Annotated in this window: 17 protein-coding genes; 15 read left to right on the top strand and 2 right to left on the bottom strand. The window is 70.2% G+C overall.

Annotated elements, in window-relative coordinates; all coding sequences use genetic code 11:
- Positions 1-53: 53 nt before the first annotated feature.
- Genes ACZ6ZD_RS05135 through ACZ6ZD_RS05125 form a run of 3 tightly spaced genes read left to right on the top strand, consistent with a single transcriptional unit; the run spans position 54 to position 3,239 of the window.
- Positions 54-1,061 carry an NAD-dependent epimerase/dehydratase family protein gene (locus ACZ6ZD_RS05135; protein ID WP_465668498.1) on the top strand — a complete coding sequence of 336 codons (1,008 nt, stop codon included), beginning with the start codon at positions 54-56 and terminating at the stop codon, positions 1,059-1,061.
- Positions 1,054-2,220 (top strand): lysophospholipid acyltransferase family protein, encoded by a 1,167-nt coding sequence (locus ACZ6ZD_RS05130; RefSeq protein WP_465668496.1) that lies wholly within the window; start codon positions 1,054-1,056, stop codon positions 2,218-2,220. The genes ACZ6ZD_RS05135 and ACZ6ZD_RS05130 overlap by 8 nt, the downstream gene beginning before the upstream one ends.
- Before the next feature lie 26 nt (positions 2,221-2,246).
- Entirely contained in the window at positions 2,247-3,239 is a 993-nt protein-coding gene (locus ACZ6ZD_RS05125) for a hypothetical protein (protein ID WP_465668494.1), read from the top strand.
- A gap of 66 nt (positions 3,240-3,305) precedes the next feature.
- On the opposite strand, the gene ACZ6ZD_RS05120 is transcribed toward ACZ6ZD_RS05125, so the two are convergent.
- Positions 3,306-4,346, bottom strand: coding sequence for a DUF5667 domain-containing protein (locus ACZ6ZD_RS05120; protein ID WP_465668492.1), 1,041 nt, complete (start codon positions 4,344-4,346; stop codon positions 3,306-3,308).
- A 253-nt stretch (positions 4,347-4,599) separates the two neighbouring features.
- Positions 4,600-5,172, bottom strand: a complete 573-nt coding sequence (locus tag ACZ6ZD_RS05115) for a sigma-70 family RNA polymerase sigma factor (protein WP_238355311.1) — start codon at positions 5,170-5,172, stop codon at positions 4,600-4,602.
- Between the two features lie 375 nt (positions 5,173-5,547).
- Here ACZ6ZD_RS05115 and ACZ6ZD_RS05110 point away from each other — a divergent pair, with 375 nt between their 5' ends.
- The 12 genes from ACZ6ZD_RS05110 (at position 5,548) to ACZ6ZD_RS05055 (ending at position 17,162) form a co-directional block, all read left to right on the top strand.
- Positions 5,548-6,993, top strand: coding sequence for a class I adenylate-forming enzyme family protein (locus ACZ6ZD_RS05110; RefSeq protein WP_465668490.1), 1,446 nt, complete (start codon positions 5,548-5,550; stop codon positions 6,991-6,993).
- Entirely contained in the window at positions 6,990-7,268 is a 279-nt protein-coding gene (locus ACZ6ZD_RS05105; protein WP_465668488.1) for a glutaredoxin family protein, read from the top strand. The genes ACZ6ZD_RS05110 and ACZ6ZD_RS05105 overlap by 4 nt, the downstream gene beginning before the upstream one ends.
- A gap of 138 nt (positions 7,269-7,406) precedes the next feature.
- The gene (locus ACZ6ZD_RS05100; protein WP_465668487.1) at positions 7,407-8,165 is read left to right on the top strand and encodes a redox-sensing transcriptional repressor Rex; all 759 of its coding nucleotides are present in this window, start codon (positions 7,407-7,409) and stop codon (positions 8,163-8,165) included.
- On the top strand, positions 8,162-9,445 hold the full coding sequence (locus ACZ6ZD_RS05095; RefSeq protein ID WP_465668485.1) for a glutamyl-tRNA reductase: 1,284 nt from the start codon (positions 8,162-8,164) through the stop codon (positions 9,443-9,445). The genes ACZ6ZD_RS05100 and ACZ6ZD_RS05095 overlap by 4 nt, the downstream gene beginning before the upstream one ends.
- A complete protein-coding gene (hemC, locus tag ACZ6ZD_RS05090; protein WP_465668483.1) occupies positions 9,442-10,323 on the top strand; it encodes a hydroxymethylbilane synthase in 882 nt (293 codons plus the stop codon). The genes ACZ6ZD_RS05095 and hemC overlap by 4 nt, the downstream gene beginning before the upstream one ends.
- Before the next feature lie 62 nt (positions 10,324-10,385).
- Positions 10,386-12,041, top strand: a complete 1,656-nt coding sequence (locus tag ACZ6ZD_RS05085; RefSeq protein WP_465668481.1) for a bifunctional uroporphyrinogen-III C-methyltransferase/uroporphyrinogen-III synthase — start codon at positions 10,386-10,388, stop codon at positions 12,039-12,041.
- Positions 12,042-12,064: 23 nt separating this feature from the next.
- Positions 12,065-13,030 carry a porphobilinogen synthase gene (hemB, locus tag ACZ6ZD_RS05080; RefSeq protein ID WP_465668479.1) on the top strand — a complete coding sequence of 322 codons (966 nt, stop codon included), beginning with the start codon at positions 12,065-12,067 and terminating at the stop codon, positions 13,028-13,030.
- Between the two features lie 54 nt (positions 13,031-13,084).
- On the top strand, positions 13,085-13,222 hold the full coding sequence (locus ACZ6ZD_RS05075) for a hypothetical protein (protein ID WP_465668477.1): 138 nt from the start codon (positions 13,085-13,087) through the stop codon (positions 13,220-13,222).
- Positions 13,219-14,001, top strand: coding sequence for a hypothetical protein (locus ACZ6ZD_RS05070; protein ID WP_465668476.1), 783 nt, complete (start codon positions 13,219-13,221; stop codon positions 13,999-14,001). The genes ACZ6ZD_RS05075 and ACZ6ZD_RS05070 overlap by 4 nt, the downstream gene beginning before the upstream one ends.
- Before the next feature lie 42 nt (positions 14,002-14,043).
- Positions 14,044-14,421: a hypothetical protein gene (locus tag ACZ6ZD_RS05065; RefSeq protein WP_465668474.1), complete on the top strand. Its 378-nt coding sequence runs from the start codon at positions 14,044-14,046 to the stop codon at positions 14,419-14,421.
- A gap of 60 nt (positions 14,422-14,481) precedes the next feature.
- Complete coding sequence (locus tag ACZ6ZD_RS05060) at positions 14,482-15,555, top strand: Gfo/Idh/MocA family protein (protein WP_465668473.1); 1,074 nt, start codon at positions 14,482-14,484, stop codon at positions 15,553-15,555.
- A 215-nt stretch (positions 15,556-15,770) separates the two neighbouring features.
- A complete protein-coding gene (locus ACZ6ZD_RS05055) occupies positions 15,771-17,162 on the top strand; it encodes a hypothetical protein (protein WP_465668472.1) in 1,392 nt (463 codons plus the stop codon).
- Positions 17,163-17,204: the final 42 nt, after the last annotated feature.

The raw sequence follows: 17,204 nt of genomic DNA, 5'->3' as shown, positions 1-17,204 counted from the left end.
CCCCCGGTTCGGTGCGGCGGCAAGTGGGGTTGCTGTCTGGCTGGGGGTCTCCTGTGGCACAGGTGGTGATGGTGACCGGCGTCTCGCGAGACGCCGGTGCTCGTTGTGCGCGGAGACTGGCCGACGATCCGTCGATCGGCACGGTGCTCGGCGTCGACGTGGTGCCGCCACGGGCCGAGCTCGGCCGGGTCCGGTTCGTCCGGGCCGATATCCGCAACCCCGTGATCGCGAAAGTGATCGCCGCTGAGGACGTCGACACCGTCGTCCACACCGGTGTGGTGGCCACCCCGGGCAGCGCCGGCGGCCGGTCGTCGATGAAGGAGATCAACGTCATCGGCACCATGCAGCTGCTCGCCGCCTGTCAGAAGGCGCCCGGCGTGGCCAAGCTGGTGGTGAAGTCGTCGACCACGGTGTACGGCGCGGGCCCGCGGGATCCGGCCATGTTCACCGAGGAGATGGCGCCGCGGGCGATCCATCAGACCGGCCTGAGCAAGGACGCGGTCGAGGTCGAGGGGTACGTGCGCGGGTTCGCCCGGCGCCGGCCCGACGTCTGCGTGACCACCCTGCGGATGGCGAACTGGATCGGCCCGAAGACCGACTCCCCGATCACCCGCTACTTCGGCCTGCCCGTCGTCCCGACCGTGTTCGGGTACGACGCGCGCCTGCAGTTCCTGCACGAGGACGACGGGATCGACGCGATCCGGCGGGCGACCGTCAACGAGCTGCCCGGCACCTTCAACCTCGCTGGTGACGGCGTCCTGGTGCTCTCGCAGGCGATCCGCCGGCTCGGCCGCCCGGTCCTCCGGCTGCCCTCCTTCACCGCCTCGAGTACGGCGGCCGTCGTCCGCCGGGCCCGCCTCGCGGACTTCTCACCCGACCAGATCACCTTCCTGACCTACGGCCGGGCCGTCGACACCACCCGGATGCGCACCGTCTTCGGCTTCGAGCCGAAGTACACCACCGCCGCCGCCTTCGACGACTTCCGCGCCTCCCTCACCCCCGGCCTCACCGGCCAGGCCTCCGCCCTGCTCTCGATGGGCCTCGGAGCGCTCCGTGGCTGACGCCGACATCATCCCCATCGGCTCCGCCGGCCGCCCCGGCCGCGGCAACCGCCGCACCACCCCCTCAGCCGCCGCCCGCTCCCTCGCCGGCCCCACCGCCAAACCCAAGAAGCCGAAGAAGAAGCCTGCCGTCACCGAGGAGCCGGTCACCGAGCTGCCGGTGAACGACGTGCCCGTGGCGGACCGGCAGTCGCCGGATGCCGACGGCGTGCGTACGGCGGAGAGTGGCGGTGCGCGGGTCGGGGATCGGGGGGTTGATCCGGCGGGGTTCTTGGGTGAGCTTGATTTTGCGGCGCTCGAGCGTGGGGTTCGGGAGTTGTTCGGGGACGAGGGGGAGCGGCGGGTCGCGGAGTGGCTGGCGTTCTTGCGGCGGCGGCTGACGGGGGCTTATGAGGTTGACGAGTTCGGGTTCGACACGGATCTGACCGATCAGGTGTTGTTGCCGTTGTTGCGGCCGTTGGCGGAGAAGTGGTTCCGGGTCGAGGTGCGTGGGGTGGAGAACATCCCGGACACGGGCAGCGCGCTGATCGTCGCGAACCACTCGGGGACGATGCCGCTCGACGGGTTGATCACCCAGCTGATCGTGGCCGACCACACCGGCCGTCCGCTGCGGACGCTCGCGGCCGACCTCGTGTTCCGGACGCCGTTCGTCGGCGAGCTGGCCCGCAAGGGCGGCGCGACGCTCGCTGGGAACGACGACGCCGAGCGCCTGCTCAGCCAGGGCAACCTGGTCGGCGTCTGGCCCGAGGGGTTCAAGGGTCTTGGTAAGCCGTTCTCCGAGCGGTACAAGCTCCAGCGCTTCGGCCGCGGCGGGTTCGTCTCGGCCGCGATGCGCACCGGCGTCCCGATCGTCCCCTGCTCGATCGTCGGCGCCGAGGAGATCTACCCCCTGGTCGGGAACCTGGCCTCCCTCGCTCGCCTGGTCGGCGTCCCGTACATCCCGGTGACGCCCTTCTTCCCGCTGCTCGGCCCGCTCGGCATGGTCCCACTCCCGTCGAAGTGGCTGATCGAGTTCGGCGAGCCGATCCGCACCGACGACTTCCCGGACGGCGCCGCCGACGACCCGATGCTCGTCTTCAACGTCACCGACCAGGTCCGCGAAACCATCCAGCAGACCCTCTACACCCTGCTCGTCCAGCGCCGCAGCGTCTTCTTCTGACTCCGGGGCGGCATTAGCCTGCGGACATGTCTGTCTCATTCCGCCCCTTGGCCGCCGCCGCGCTCGGCGTCGGCCTGCTGGTGTCCGCGCCGGCAACCGTGACCGCCGCCGAGGCGCCGCGCCGTGACTACGTCAACGTCTACACGAACAACGTGGAGAACCTGAAGACGACCACGGCCGACTGCCCCGGGGACTGGCAGGACCTCATCTTCGCGATGAAGCGCGCCGACCCCGCCCCCGACATCTTCCTGGTGCAGCAGATCAGCAACCGCGACGAGCTGACCCTGCTGATCAACACCATGGAAGCCAAGCTGAACCGCGACTACGCCGGCCGGATCGCGAACCCGCAGCCGCCGGAACAGCCGGCCCGCTGCAACGGTGAGAAGAAACAGCAGACCACCGCGATCATCTTCGACACCGGCCGGTTCGACGTGCTCCAGGAGGACACCTGGAAGGCCGACCGGGACGGTACGAACGGCTGCGAGAACACCGGGCAGAGCCGGGCGGAGGCGATCCGGCTGAAGCTTCGGGACAACCTGGCCGACAAGAATGTCACCGTCGCGTCGACGCACTGGCCGACCAACAACAGCGGCGGGCATCCGTGTGCGGCGGAGAACGCCCGCGAGGCGTCCGAGAAGGTCTCCGGTTGGGGTGGCGACCTGATGATCTGGGGTGGCGACGCGAATATCACCGCCGGCAGCCCGGGCGACTGGAAGGGCTGGTACCGGCAGACGAACGGCGACCTCGGCGCGGCCGGCGGGTTCCGCGACGTCATGTACGACCACTGCGGCCAGGTGACCGCTCCGCGCGGTCAGTGCCTCAACAACAACTGGACGATCGGCGGCAGCAACCGGATCGACTACCTCTGGGCCAAGAAGCCCAACGGCCTGCCGAACGTGACCGCCGTCCACACGATCACCTTCGAGGAGGCCGGCCAGGCCGACGCCCACTTCACCGGCGCCGACCACGCCGCCAACTACTCCGACCACCGCGCCGTCCGAGCCCGAATCCACTACTAGGCCCGGATCCACTACCAGAAAAAGGAAGAAGCCCGGCCGGGGGCCGGGCTTCTTCGGGGTACTGAGTCACTTCCAGGGTGGCAGCAAGGTTTGCAGCAGCCCGGGGATGTTGATCAGTGGGGGGAGGCTCGAGGTCGGGAAGGGCCACGGCCAGGGGGTTGTCGACGGGGTTGCCGTCGGCGGGCCCGAGGGGGTGCCGGTGGGCTTGGACGCCGAGGGGTTGGGCGGGGTTTTCAGGTTGGTCGGCGGCGGGCTCTGCTGCTCGCCGACGATCGTCGTGTTCGGGACCGGCGGCGGCGTCGTGCTGGGTTTGGCACTCGGCGAACCGCTGGTCGGCTTGCTGGAGGGCAAGGCGGACGGTTTCGCCGAGGGCTTCTTCCCCGGCTCGTCGACCACGGTCGGGACCGCCGGCTGGTTCTTCGCCGGCTTCGGCTTGTCGCACTTCGGGCAGGCGGCCGTCGTGTGCCCGGCCAGCTGGTCGATCGTGGCCAGGGCCTCGACCGCCGACTTCAGCGACTCCGGCGGCAGTTTCGGCGCGAGCTCACCGAGCCCCTGGCGGGCGCTGGTGATGAAGGCCGAGACCGCCGTGATCGAGCTCTGGTCGCCGTCCTGCTGGTACGACGCGACCAACCGGGACACGCCCTTGCGGGCCTGCGCGGAGAAGTCGTCCAGCGTGCTGTTGATGGTCGCCACGGAGCCGCCGGCTTCGGCGAGCGCCTGGACTTCGGACAGCCGGGTCTTGGCGTGCTCGAGATCGCGCCGGCCGCGGGAGTCGTCGCCGATCCCCACGTTGGTCGCCACGTTCTCGATACTGCGCTTCATCCCGTACAAGGTGTCACCGGGCATCGCCTGCTGAGCGGCGGCGGCAGAACCGATGCCACCCCCGAGCAGGACGAGCGCGGCGGTACTGGCCACGAGCCGGATGCGCCGGCCGTAACGATGGCGGATATCTGTCACGGACGCGTCGACGTCCTCGCCACTGGGTGGGTCTTCGGGGCTCTCCGGGATGCTGCGCACCATCGTCGGAGTCGTCGTCGCCGCGCGGGCGGCCGCCTGTTCCAGCAGGCGGTGCCGTAGCTCGGCGCTGAACTCCGGGCGGGGTGCCACTGCGCCGGCGGTCCTCAGCCGTCCGACGAGCTCTACAGCCTCCACTAGCTCCGGGTCATCGCTCAGTCGCGAAGAGTGACGGGGCCCGTGATCAACGGCGTGCGCGAAGGTCTCCGCGCGCGCTCGAGCCCTGTGTAGGTCACTCATGATGTTCGTTCTCCTCAATGGCCGGCCGGGATTACCGACGGGTCCTCATGAGAGAGAACGAGGAAACTCGCTGACGGGTTACGGAAGACATTCGTTGTCATCCGCCTCACCTCAAGTCCTTGGGGATAACCTTCGCCAAGTGCCGGACGGCCCTCAGTTGCAGTTGCTTGACGGCGCCTTCGGACTTCTCCAGCGCCCTGGCCGTTTCCGCGATCGACAAACCGGCGAAGAACCGCATCGTCAGGCAGTCGCGTTGCTCGTCGGGCAGGTTCGCGACGGCGTCCCGCAGTACCTCGGCGGTGGCGGCGGCCAGGACGTCGACCTCCGGCCCCTCGGTCTGCCGGTCGTGCGTCTCGATCTCGTCCGTGACCACCTCGAGCCGGACCCGGCCGGACTTGTAGTGGTCGGTGATCAGGTTCCGGGCGATCGTCACCAGCCAGGCGCCGAAGTCCCGGCCTTGCCAGCGGAACGAGTCCAGCGCGCGCAGCGCCCGGACGAACGTCTCACTGGTCAGGTCCTCGGCGAGCGCCGATGAGGACACCCGAGCGTAAATGTAGCGATAGACGGTGAGCGAGTACTCGTCGTAGAGCTCACCGAAGGCACCGACGTCTCCAGCCTGAGCGCGATCGACGAGCTCGGCCCGTCGCATCCCGTCCGGACTTGGCTCCGGCGTCGTCAAGATCTCTCCCCGTTCGAAAGACACGTCGTCTGACACATCCGCGCATGGCCACAGCGGCTGATCGACAACACGAGCACTGAGCGTCATGCCTGCAGCACTCGCTGTCAACAGCTTGTGGCGTGCCGCCTTCCCGTCGGTCGTTCGTCACGAATGCGCCAGCGGACTGCTCCCGTCACCACCTGATGACGCAATGCAGCCTGCTGTGGGGTTGTCGCGCATGGTCTCCCCGCGCGGAACGGGTTTCTGCAGTGTGAGGTTCAGCAGAAGCACGATCCGCGAGATCACTTGTATATCTCCCGTCACGCTCTGCTGCAACCGTTCCGCGCGAGCCGACCGGTTCCCGGACACCGGAACCAGGCGTGGCAGACTCAGCGGGTGGACATCAATTTCGCGGACCTGCTTCGTGACACAGCGCGACGTCACGGCGATCGGGTCGCGCTGGTCGACGGTGACCGGCGGCTGACCTGGGCCGAGCTCGACGCGGCCGTCGACCAGGCCGCGAAGGGGTTCGCCGCGGCCGGTCTGGTACCCGGTTACCGGGTCCTGCTGTTACTTGCCAACAGCATCGAGTTCGTCACCTCCTACCTGGGCGTTCTTCGCGCCGGCCTGGTCGCCGTGCCGCTGAACACCGGTCTGACCGGACCCGAGGTGGCGACCGTCGTCGAGCATTCCGGGGCCCGCCTGGCGATCGCCGACGCGGAGCTGATGGGGCTCGTCGAGGGCGTCCGGACGACGGCGCCGGGGGAGCTCGTCGGTGACGCTCCGTTACAGTCGACGATCGACCCGGAGACCCTCGCGGTCCTGCTGTACACCTCGGGGACCAGTGGCGACCCGCGCGCCGCGATGCTCACGCACCGCGCACTGATTTCCAACGTGAAGAATCTCTCCGCCCTCGGCCCCGACCGAATGGGCCCGGACGACGTCGTCCTCGGCGTACTGCCGATGTTCCACGCCTTCGGCCTGAACGCCGTCCTCGGCTGGACGGTCGCCACCGGCGCGGCCCTGGTCATCGACCGGCGCTTCGACGCCGCCCACACACTCGACCTGGTCCGTACCCACCAGGTCACCCGGCTCCCGCTCGCGCCGCCGGCCCTGCACGCGCTGCTGGCCCAGGAGGAGCTCGGGACGGCGCTCGCCGGGGTCAAGGTGGTGCTGACCGGCGCCTCCGCGCTCGATCGCACCCTGGCCGACCGCTTCGAGCAGGTCACCGGCCTGTACGTGCACCAGGGCTACGGCCTGACCGAGGCCTCGCCGGGCGTCACCACGACCCTCGACGAGCACGAGCCGAAGCCCGGCTCCGTCGGCCGCGCGCTGCCGAACGTCGAGGTCCGGATCGCCGACGAGCAGGGTGAGGACGTCGAGGGCGACGACCCCGGCGAGATCCTGATCCGCGGCGCGAACCTCTTCTCCGGTTACTGGCCGGACGGCGCCGACGGCCCGGACGGCGCGGGCTGGTACCGCACCGGCGACGTCGGCTTCCTGGACGGCGACGGCGACCTGTTCCTGGTCGACCGGCTCCGCGAGCTGATCATCGTGTCCGGTTTCAACGTCTTCCCCAGTGAGGTCGAGGACGTGCTGGTCGCGGCCGACGGCGTCCTGGAGGCCGCGGTGATCGGCGTCCCGGCCGAGGAGACCGGTGAGGCGATCAAGGCGTTCGTCGTCCCCGAGGCCGGCGTCACGCTCGACACCGGGGCCGTCGCCGCGTACGCCGCCACCCGGCTGGCCCGGTTCAAATGCCCCGGCGAGATCGAGGTCGTCGACCAGCTCCCGCACTCCGTCACCGGCAAGGTCGCCAAGGGCCGCCTCCGGGCGGAGAGTTGAGCCGCGTCACCCTCTACACCAAACCCGGGTGTCACCTGTGTGACGACGCCCGGGCCGTGGTCGTCGCGGTCTGCGCCGAGACCGGCGCCGACTGGTCCGAGGTCGACATCACCCAGGACGAGCGGCTGTACGCCGAGTACGGCGAGCAGATCCCGGTGACGTTCGTCGACGGCGCGCAGCACGATTTCTGGCGCGTCGACGCGGAGCGGCTGCGCAAGGCGCTCGGGACCCCGAAACCGGGCCTGCTCGATCGGCTCCGCCGCCGGGGCCGTTAGCGCGTGTACCACACCGCTCTCACGTGACTGCTGTCACCTCGGGGTTCGCCGATTTTGTTCTCACGTTCACAAGCTCCTAGAGTAAGAGGAGCCGCAGGGTACTGAACGCGGCGGATGAGATCCACCCCCAGGAGAATTGTGACGCGTGCCAGCAGCCGTCGCCCCGGCCCGCCGACGAGGACCGAACGCGGCATTCCCGAGGCGACTGTCGCGCGCTTGCCGGTCTATCTGCGGGCGCTGACCGCCTTGTCGGACAGTGGTATCGCGACCGCGTCGAGTGAGGACCTGGCCACCGCGGCCGGCGTCAACTCCGCGAAGCTGCGCAAGGACCTGTCCTACCTGGGCTCCTACGGGACCCGCGGCGTCGGCTACGACGTCGAGTACCTGCGCTACCAGATCGCCCGCGAGATCGGCGTCACCCAGGACTGGGCCGTCGTCATCGTCGGGATCGGAAACCTCGGCCACGCGCTGGCCAACTACTCCGGTTTCGGGACGCGCGGTTTCCGCATCGTCGCCCTGCTGGACGCCGACCCGAACCTGGTCGGCGAGCGGATCGGCGACATGGAGGTCCGCGACTTCGCCGAGCTGGAGGACATCGTCGAGGCCGACCGGGTCTCGATCGGCGTCATCACCACCCCCGCCGGTCCGGCCCAGGAGGTCTGCGACCGGCTGGTCGCGGCCGGGGTGACCAGCATCCTGAACTTCGCGCCCGTGGTGCTGTCCGTGCCCGACGGCGTCGACATCCGCAAGGTGGACCTCTCGATCGAGTTGCAGATCCTGGCGTACCACGAACAACGCAAGTCCGGAGAGGTGGCGCTCCCCCAGGTGCCCGAGTTGCCGACGTCCAACGGTCTGACCCCTGATCTGCCGGCCGTGGGCGGGGGTGTCAGCGCATGAGTTATCTCGTCGTCGGCATCAGCCACCGGTCCGCGGACATCACCGTGCTGGAGCGGGTCGCCCTGGATCCGGACGCCGCGACCAAGCTCGCGCTCGCCGTCCAGCACACGCCGGCCGTGACGGAGTCCGCCGTCCTGGCGACCTGTAACCGCACCGAGGTCTACGCGAACGTCGACCGGTTCCACGCCGGGATGGACGAGGTCACCGCGATCCTGTCCGACATCACCGGCGTCCCGCTGATCGATCTGGCCGAGCACCTGTACGTGCACTTCGAGGAGGGCGCGGTCGCGCACCTGTTCCAGGTCGCCGTCGGGCTGGACTCGATGGTCGTCGGGGAGAGCCAGATCCTCGGCCAGGTGAAGGAGTCGCTGCGCGTCGGCCAGGACCTGGAGACGATCGGCACCGAGCTGAACGCCCTGTTCCAGCACGCGTTGCGAGTCGGCAAGCGGGCCCGCGCCGAGACCGGGATCGACTCGGCCGGCCGCTCGGTGGTCTCCGCCGGGCTGGACGCCGTCGGCGGTTTCGAGGGCCGGCGGGCGCTGATCGTCGGCGCCGGCTCGATGGCCTCGCTGGCCGCGCAGACGCTGATCAACGGCGGCGCGCGGAGCGTGACCATTGCCAACCGCAACTATGAGCGCGCGGTCGCGCTGACCGAGCGGATCGGCGGGACGGCGATCCAGCTCGCGCAGGTCCCGGACGCGCTCGCCGACGCCGATCTGGTCGTCTCCTGCACCGGCGCCCGCGGCGTCGTCCTGACCGCCGAGATGATCCGGAACGCCAGTGACGGCAGGGCTTTCGGCGTCCTGGACGTCGCTCTGCCGCGCGACGTGGCTCCCGAGGCAGCGCGGATCCCGGGCGTCACACTCGTCACCCTCGCGGACCTGGCCGGCACGGCCGGCGGTAGTGAGGACGACATCGAGGACGTCCGCCGGATCGTCCACGAGGAGACCGGCGCGTTCGAGGCGACCCGGCGGGCGGCGTCCGTCGCGCCGACCGTGGTCGCCCTGCGCGCGATGGCCAGCGAGCTGGTCGACGCCGAGCTGGCCCGGCTCGAGCGCCGGCTGCCCGGCCTGGACGACGCCCAGCGGCACGAGGTCGCCCGGACCATCCGCCGGGTGGTCGACAAGGTGCTGCACAACCCGACGGTCCGCGTGAAGGAGCTGGCCGCGGATCCCGGCGGACCGACGTACGCGAACGCTCTGCGCGAGCTGTTCGCCCTGGACCAGGCGACCGTCGACGCGGTGACGACGCCGAAGGCGCGTGGAGGTGAGCACGCATGATCCGCTTGGGGACCAGGAGGTCCGCGCTGGCGACCGCTCAGGCGACGCTGGTGGCCGACGAGCTGCGGGGCCTCGGTCACGAGGTCGAGCTGGTGCTGATCACCACGACCGGTGACGTGAACAAGGCGCCGCTGGAGCAGATCGGCGGGACCGGCATCTTCGTCAGCGCGCTGCGCGACGCCTTGCTGGCCGACGAGATCGACATCGCGGTGCACTCGCTCAAGGATCTGCCGACCGCTCCGATCGAGGGCCTGACGCTCGGCGCGATCCCGGTCCGCGAGGACCCGCGGGACGTACTGATCGCGCGCGACGGCCTGACGCTGGGCGAGCTGCCCCCGGGCGCCGTCATCGGCACGGGTTCGCCGCGCCGCGTCGCGCAGCTCGACGCGCTCGGCCTGGGCGTCGGGTGCACCGGGATCCGCGGCAACGTGGACACCCGGATCAGATTCGTCACCGAAGGCAAATTGGACGCGGTGGTGCTTGCCAGGGCAGGGTTGTCGCGGTTGGGACGGCTCGCCGAGGTGACCGAGACCCTGGATCCGATCCAGGTGCTGCCCGCTCCCGGACAAGGTGCCCTGGGCATCGAGTGCCGGGCGGACGACACCGCGGTACTGGCCGCCCTGGCCCCGCTGGAGGACCCGGCCACCCGGGCAGCGGTGACGGCGGAACGGCAAATGCTGGCCACACTCGAGGCAGGGTGCACGGCTCCGGTCGGAGCGCTCGCCGAGGTGGTCGAGGGTGAGGACGGCCCCGAGCTCTGGCTCCGGGGCGCGCTCGGCCAGGACGACGGCGTCCGGCGACTGTCCGCGAACGGAGCGGTCGACGACCCGGAGTCCCTCGGCAAGGCGTTGGCGAACGAGTTGCTGGAGCGGATATGACACCACCTGCACCAGGTACGACCACAGCCAAGACAAGTAGGACGACGAGGGCGAAGGCAGACGTGAGCACTGCGAAGACAGCGGCCACCGCGGCATCCGCGACACCTCAGCAAGTGAAGGCCGCCGCGGTGAAGCAGGCCAAACCACTCGGCCACGTCACATTCGTCGGCGTCGGTCCCGGTGACCCGTCGCTGCTGACGCTGGCCGGGCGCGACGTGCTCGCCGGCGCCGACGCGGTCGTTGTCGAGGGCCCCGAACACGACGCGTTCCTGACGTACTGCAAGGAGGGCGTCGAGGTGATCGACGGCTCCGGCGCCGAGGGCAGCCGGGCGCTGAAGGTCGCCGCCCGGGCCCGCCTGGTGGTGAAGACCGCCAAGGCCCAGGCGAACGTGGTCCGGCTGCTCAGCGGCGACCCGTTCACGTTCTCCAGCGGCGCCGAGGAGGCCGCCGCCTGCCGCAAGGCCGGGATCGGCTTCAACGTGATCCCCGGTGTCAGCGAGGTGAGCGCCGTCCCGACGTACGCCGGGATCCCGCTGACCATGAAGAACGACCGCGAGGTCACCGTCCTCGACCTGGCCGAGGCCAAACTCGACCTGAGCCGGCTGCACGCCAAGCAGACGCTCGTCCTGCTGAACGCGACCGACGTCCTCAAGGAGACCGTCGCCGCGCTCGTCGAGGCCGGTTTCGACGCCGGTACGCCGGTCGCCGCGACCGTCGGCGGGACGACGACCGCCCAGACCAGCGTGGTCGGCACGCTGGAGACGATCGTCGCCGACCTGCGGGCCGCGAAGGTGGTCGGCGAGGCCGTGGTCATCGTCGGCGCCGTGGTCGAACAGCGCGAGGCGCTGTCCTGGTTCGAGACCAAGCCGCTGTTCGGCTGGCGGATCCTGGTGCCCCGCACCAAGGACCAGGCCGGCCCGCTGATGGACCGGCTGCGCCGCTACGGCGCGATGCCGGAGGAGGTGCCGACGATCTCCGTCGAGCCGCCGCGCAACCCGCAGCAGATGGACAAGGCGATCCGCGGGCTCGTCGAGGGCCGGTACGAGTGGGTCGCGTTCACCTCGGTGAACGCGGTCAAGGCGGTCCGGGAGAAGTTCGACGAGTACGGCCTGGACGCGCGCGCCTTCTCCGGGCTGAAGATCGCCGCGGTCGGCGACAAGACCGCCGAGTCGATCGCCGCCTGGGGCATCCGGCCGGATCTGACCCCGACCGGTGAGCAGTCCGCCGCCGGCCTGGTCGAGGACTGGCCGCCGTACGACGAGCTGCTGGACCCGATCAACCGGGTGTTCCTGCCGCGCGCCGACATCGCGACCGAGACGCTGGTCGCGGGCCTGACCGATCTCGGCTGGGAGGTGGACGACGTGACGGCGTACCGGACCGTCCGGGCCGCTCCGCCGCCCGCGCCGACCCGCGAGGCGATCAAGTCCGGCAAGTTCGACGCGGTCGTGTTCACCTCGTCGTCCACCGTGCGGAACCTGGTCGGCATCGCCGGTAAGCCGCACGCGTCGACGGTGATCGCGGTGATCGGCCCGGCCACGCTGAAGACCGCCGAGGAGCACGGCCTGCGGGTCGACGCGATGGCGGAGTCGCCGTCCGCGGAGGAGCTGGCCGAGGCACTCGCCCGGTTCGGCGCGGAACGCCGTGACACCATGGTGGCAGCGGGCGATCCCGTCACCCGTCCGTCCGAACGTCGTGCAGGTTCTCGCAGGAAGAGCTGACTGAAGTGACTGGATTCCCGGAGGTGAGGCCCCGCCGACTGCGGTCGTCGGCGGCGATGCGCAGGCTGGTCGCGGAGACCACGCTGGAGCCGCGGCAGCTGATCCTGCCGATGTTCATCCGGGAAGGCGCGCGGGAGCCGATCGCGATCAGCTCGATGCCGGGTGTCTACCAGCACACCCGGGACACCGCGCGGAAGGCGGTCGCCGAGGCGGCCCAGGCCGGGCTCGGCGGCGTGATGCTGTTCGGCGTCCCGGAGCACAAGGACGAGACCGGCTCGGGCGGCCTCGATCCGGAGGGCATCCTGAACGTCGCCATCCGGGACGCGGTCAGCGAGGCCGGTGACGCGCTGCTGGTGATGTCGGATCTCTGCCTGGACGAGTTCACCTCGCACGGGCACTGCGGCGTCCTGGACGCCGCGGGCCGGGTCGACAACGACGCGACGCTGAAGCTGTACGCCGAGATGGGGGTCGCGCAGGCGGCCGCCGGGGCGCATGTCGTCGGCCCGTCCGGGATGATGGACGGGCAGGTCGGCGTCGTCCGCAAGGCGCTGGACGCGGCCGGGTACCTGGACACCGTGATTCTCGCGTACGCCGTGAAGTACGCGTCGAGTTTCTACGGGCCGTTCCGCGAGGCGGTGGACTCGACGCTGCAGGGCGACCGCAAGACCTACCAGCAGGACGGCGGGAACGCGCGCGAGGCGCTCCGCGAGGCCGACCTGGACATCGCCGAGGGGGCGGATCTGGTGATGGTGAAGCCGGCGCTGGCCTACCTGGACATCATCCGGCAGGTCCGCGACCACGTGAACGTGCCGGTCGCGGCGTACAACATCTCCGGTGAGTACGCGATGGTCGAGGCCGCCGCGGCGAACGGATGGATCGACCGGGAGCGGGCGATCCTGGAGACGCTGACGTCGATCCGGCGGGCCGGCGCCGACCAGATCCTCACCTACTGGGCGACCGAGGCCGCCGAGCTCCTGGCCCGCCGCTGATCTAGGCTCAACCGGAGTAGTTGTTCCCGGTTGTCCTAGAGGAGTGTGGTTCAGGTGTCCACGGAGCCGACCGAGCCGAGCCACGGCCTGGAGGCCGCGCGCGCGGAGTTGCAAGCGGCGCGCGCCGAGCTCGACACCCTCGAGGCGACCCTGCGCGACGCGCTGGCGGCCGACGAGGAGCTCGACAAGTGAGCACCCCGTCGCTCGAGCCGCAGCGCCGCGCCGCCGAGCTGGCGGAGATCGCCGCCAGCGCGCTGCACGACGCCCGCCTCAAGCTGAGCCACGCCGCCGACGCGACGCACGAGCTCAACACCGCCCTGCGCCGCGCCGAGGACGAGATCTTCGAGCTCCCGCTCCAGGCGAGCAAGATGGAGGCCACCGGCCAGGCCCGGCCCTTCCTGCAGAACGCCCAGTACGTCGCCGACCAGATCGACCGCCGGCTCGAGAACGGCGGCCACCTCGTCGGCGAGATCCGCGACCGCCTGGACAGCGCAACCACCGGCCTCGGAGTCGGCCGCCAGGCCCTCGAAGAGCTCCAACAGCTCCCCGTCGAACAAGACCGCGAGCTGATGGATCGCCTCACCCACCGGCTGAACGGCTTCGACAACGCCGTCCACTCCGCCCAGGACAGTCTCGACCGCGCCAACACCCGCATCGGTCGCGCCCAGGAGTCCCTCGGTCAGCTCATCGAGCACCGCAACGAGCCCGGCCCCACCTTCGTCCGCGAAACCGCTAGCGACGTCGACCGAGACCTCATGCGAACCCGCTCCGGCGTCCGCGAACTCGCCGAAGACCTCGACACCCACGACGGCAACGCCGCCGCGACCGCCCAAGACGCCGAACTCGCCCGAGCCTTCCACGCCGGCGCCTACACCACCGCCAAGGAAGCCCAGCGCCACCAGCCCGCCGCCACCGAAGAAGCCCACAAACCCGCCGAAACCGAAATCACCTCCCGCCTCCGCGGCTACTAGCTCTGTGGCACCATTGCCGGATGAGCGAGCACAGAAAGGCCGATGCCGCGTAGGCGTCCGGCAGAGCTCCGCGCGAAAGCCGCGCGCCGCCGCACCAAGACCTCTGGTCTGACCTGGCTGAGAATCTCGCCGTACGGCCGGGCGACGATCGCCAAGCTCGAAAGCTCCCGCTTCGTCCCCGGCGAGATCGACGCCGCCTTACGCCGCTGGGAACGTGAGTCGCAAGAGCCACCTGGACGGGTGGACGAGCCGGACTACGAGAGCTGCTGCTACCTGGGCTGTTGCGGTCATCCAACGTGCTGGAAACCGCTCGACGACGTCCAGGCGCTCCTGCACGCAGTAGCCGGCGCACTGCCGGCACCCGACGCTCGCAGATTCAGAGCTCACCTTGACGCCGTGGACAGCCGCTGGCGGCGGTAATCGTAGGTTTAGTCGTGGTGTGACTGTCGACGCGGCTGGCTGGGTGAGGGAGGGGTTTGAGTGGGTACGAAGGCTCGGGTTGGGGTTGTGGGGGTGCATGGGCATGGGGCTACTCATGTTCGGAATGCGTTGCGGTGTGCTGAGTTGGTGGGGGTGGCTGACCCGCGGCCGCCGGTAGGGCTGGGTGTTCCGGCGTTTGCGTCGCTTGAGGAGTTGCTGGCTGGGACGTCGGTGGATGTTGTTGTGATCAGTACGCCGATTCAGACGCATGTGCCGTTGGCGGAGGTGGCTTTGCGGGCGGGGGCTGACGTGCTGCTGGAGAAGCCGCCGGCTGCGACGTTGGGGGAGTTCGAGCGGTTGGCGGCGGTGATCGGGGAGACGGGGCGCGCTTGTCAGGTTGGGTTCCAGGCGCAGGGTTCGGGCGCGACGCTGGAGCTGGCGCGGATGATGCGGGATGGGCGGCTCGGTGAGATTCGCGGGATCAGTGCCACCGGCAAGTGGTTGCGCAAGCGCAGCTACTTCGACCGCGCGCCCTGGGCGGGGCGCCGCACGCTGGACGGCGTACCGGTCGTGGACGGCGCGGTCACCAACCCACTCGCGCATTCGACCGCAGCCGCGTTGCTGTTGGACGGATCGACCGGAGTCGCCGATATCAGCAAGGTCGAGACCGACCTCTATCGCGCCAACGACATCGAGTCCGACGACACCTCGACCGTCCGCATCACGACCACCCGCGGCACCCGCATCCTGATCGCCGTCACCCTGTGCGCGACCGAACACCTCGAGCCGACGGTGACAGTTCACGGCTCTCGGGGCGAAGCGGTCCTGCGCTACTCGTCGAACTCTCTCGACGGGACGACGTACGGCCAAGCCGACCTGCTCGAGAACCTGATCGACCATCGCGCCGACCCCGCCGTCCCCCTCTACTGTCCCTTCACCGCGACCGGCGGGTTCACCCGCGTCGTCGAGGCGATCCGCCTCGCCGCCGACCCGCGCCCGATCCCGGAGCCCTTGTTCCATTGGGAAGGCGCGGGCCCCGACCGGCACCCGATCGTCCACGACGTCGAGCACTGGATCGACCGCGCCGCCGCCGAGCTGAGCCTGTTCAGCGAGGTGGGTGCGCCGTGGACCTGAGTACTGTGTAGCGTTCGTCCGTACACCGAGGTCGCGGGACGGAGCGGGTTTTCCTGCGTGTGGGGCTGGGTGTGGCGGGCAGGTTTGGGATGTTTCCGGGTTCGCCTCCCCGATCGGGGCCGGGAACCGGTAGCCTCGTGCCGCCGTACCACAGCACCGCACCGCCGTCACCGATGGATCTGCCGGAGTGCCCAAACCGGTCAGGAGACCACGTCTTGCAGGAGAACACCAGCACCAGCAGTACTGGCGAACTGGCGAACGTACCGCTCACGGGTGCGGACAAAGTCGCTTACGCCTTCTACGCAACGGCGGCCGCGGCCGCCCTCGTCGGTCAGGTGTGGGCCGGTGTGACCCACATTCCGTGGCCGGATTCCGGTTTCTCGACGTTCCTCAAGATCGTCCTCGTCACTCCGGCGGTGGCGGTCCTCGAGCTCGGCGGCGTCGCCACCGCCGCGCTCGCCGACCTGCGCCGGCGCAAGGGTGAGACGGCCTACGCCTACCGGGCGATGTCGTTGTTCGCGGCCGTGATCGCGGTCGTCTTCAACGTCGTCGGCCACTGGCGGCCCGAGGAGCGCTTCCTCGCCTTCGGCTTCGGCGGCCTGTCCGCGTTCGCCTATGTGCTGTGGCTGATCCACAGCTCGGCGCGGCGCCGGGACGCGCTGCGGCGGGCCGGTCAGATGGCGACCACCGCGCCGGTGTACGGCGTCGTCCAGTGGGCCCGCGAGCCGAAGGTGACCTGGCAGGCGCGCTCGCTGGCGATCGAGCACGGCTACGGCCTCTACGAGAGCCTGCACGCCGCGCGGCACCAGATCCGCAACAAGACCCGGCGCGAGGCGATCGCGAGCACGGTCGCGGAGTACATCCGCTCCGAGCACCAGGACGAGCGGCTGGCGAAGATCGCCGAGACGACCTACGACCCGGACCGGCTGGCCGGCATGCTCGAGGACCGGATCAACTACGAGGTCATCACCAACAAGCTGACCAAGGCGATCTCGCCGCCGCCGGAGCCCGAGGCGGCCCCGGAGGGTGAGGTCCGGGCAGCGGTCTGGGTGGTCGAGGGCGAGACCCGCGCGCGGCAGCTGCGCGGCTCCGGCACCGGCGTGAACCTGCGCGACGAGGACGCCTGGGGCGAGGCGATGACCGGCGAGCTGATGGCCGTCGACTACCTGCCCTACGACCGCAACAGCGACGAGCCGGTCGCCGAGGCGGTCGTCGTCGAGGACGAGAGCGAGCACGTCGTCCGCGCCAACGGCAAGCTCAAGCCGACCGCCCCCAAGGCCAAGGTGGAGCCCGTCGTCCAGAAGCCGCAGGGCCCGTCGCCGTTCGCCGAGCCGAGCAGCGACACCCAGCCCCCGGCCCTGATCACCACGCCGGAGCCGAAGGCCGCCGAGCCGAAGTCCGATGAGGCGAAGGCTGACGAGCCCGAGCCCACCGAGCTCGAGAAGAAGCGCGCCCGCGCCTGGGGGCTGCTCGCCGACTGGCCCGCCGGCCGCGAGCGCAACGCCAAGGAACTCGCCGCCGCGATCAACTCCAGCGAGCCGATGGCCAACCGCTTCATCCAGCAGTACGACGAGGAGCAGGGGCTCGTCACCGCCTCGCAGAACTGACCCGAACACACAGCAGCCCGCACCGATCGCCGGTGCGGGCTG

It is taken from the genome of Kribbella sp. NPDC104218 (genome assembly GCF_055584105.1).
This window is presented reverse-complemented; position numbering and strand designations above follow the sequence as displayed.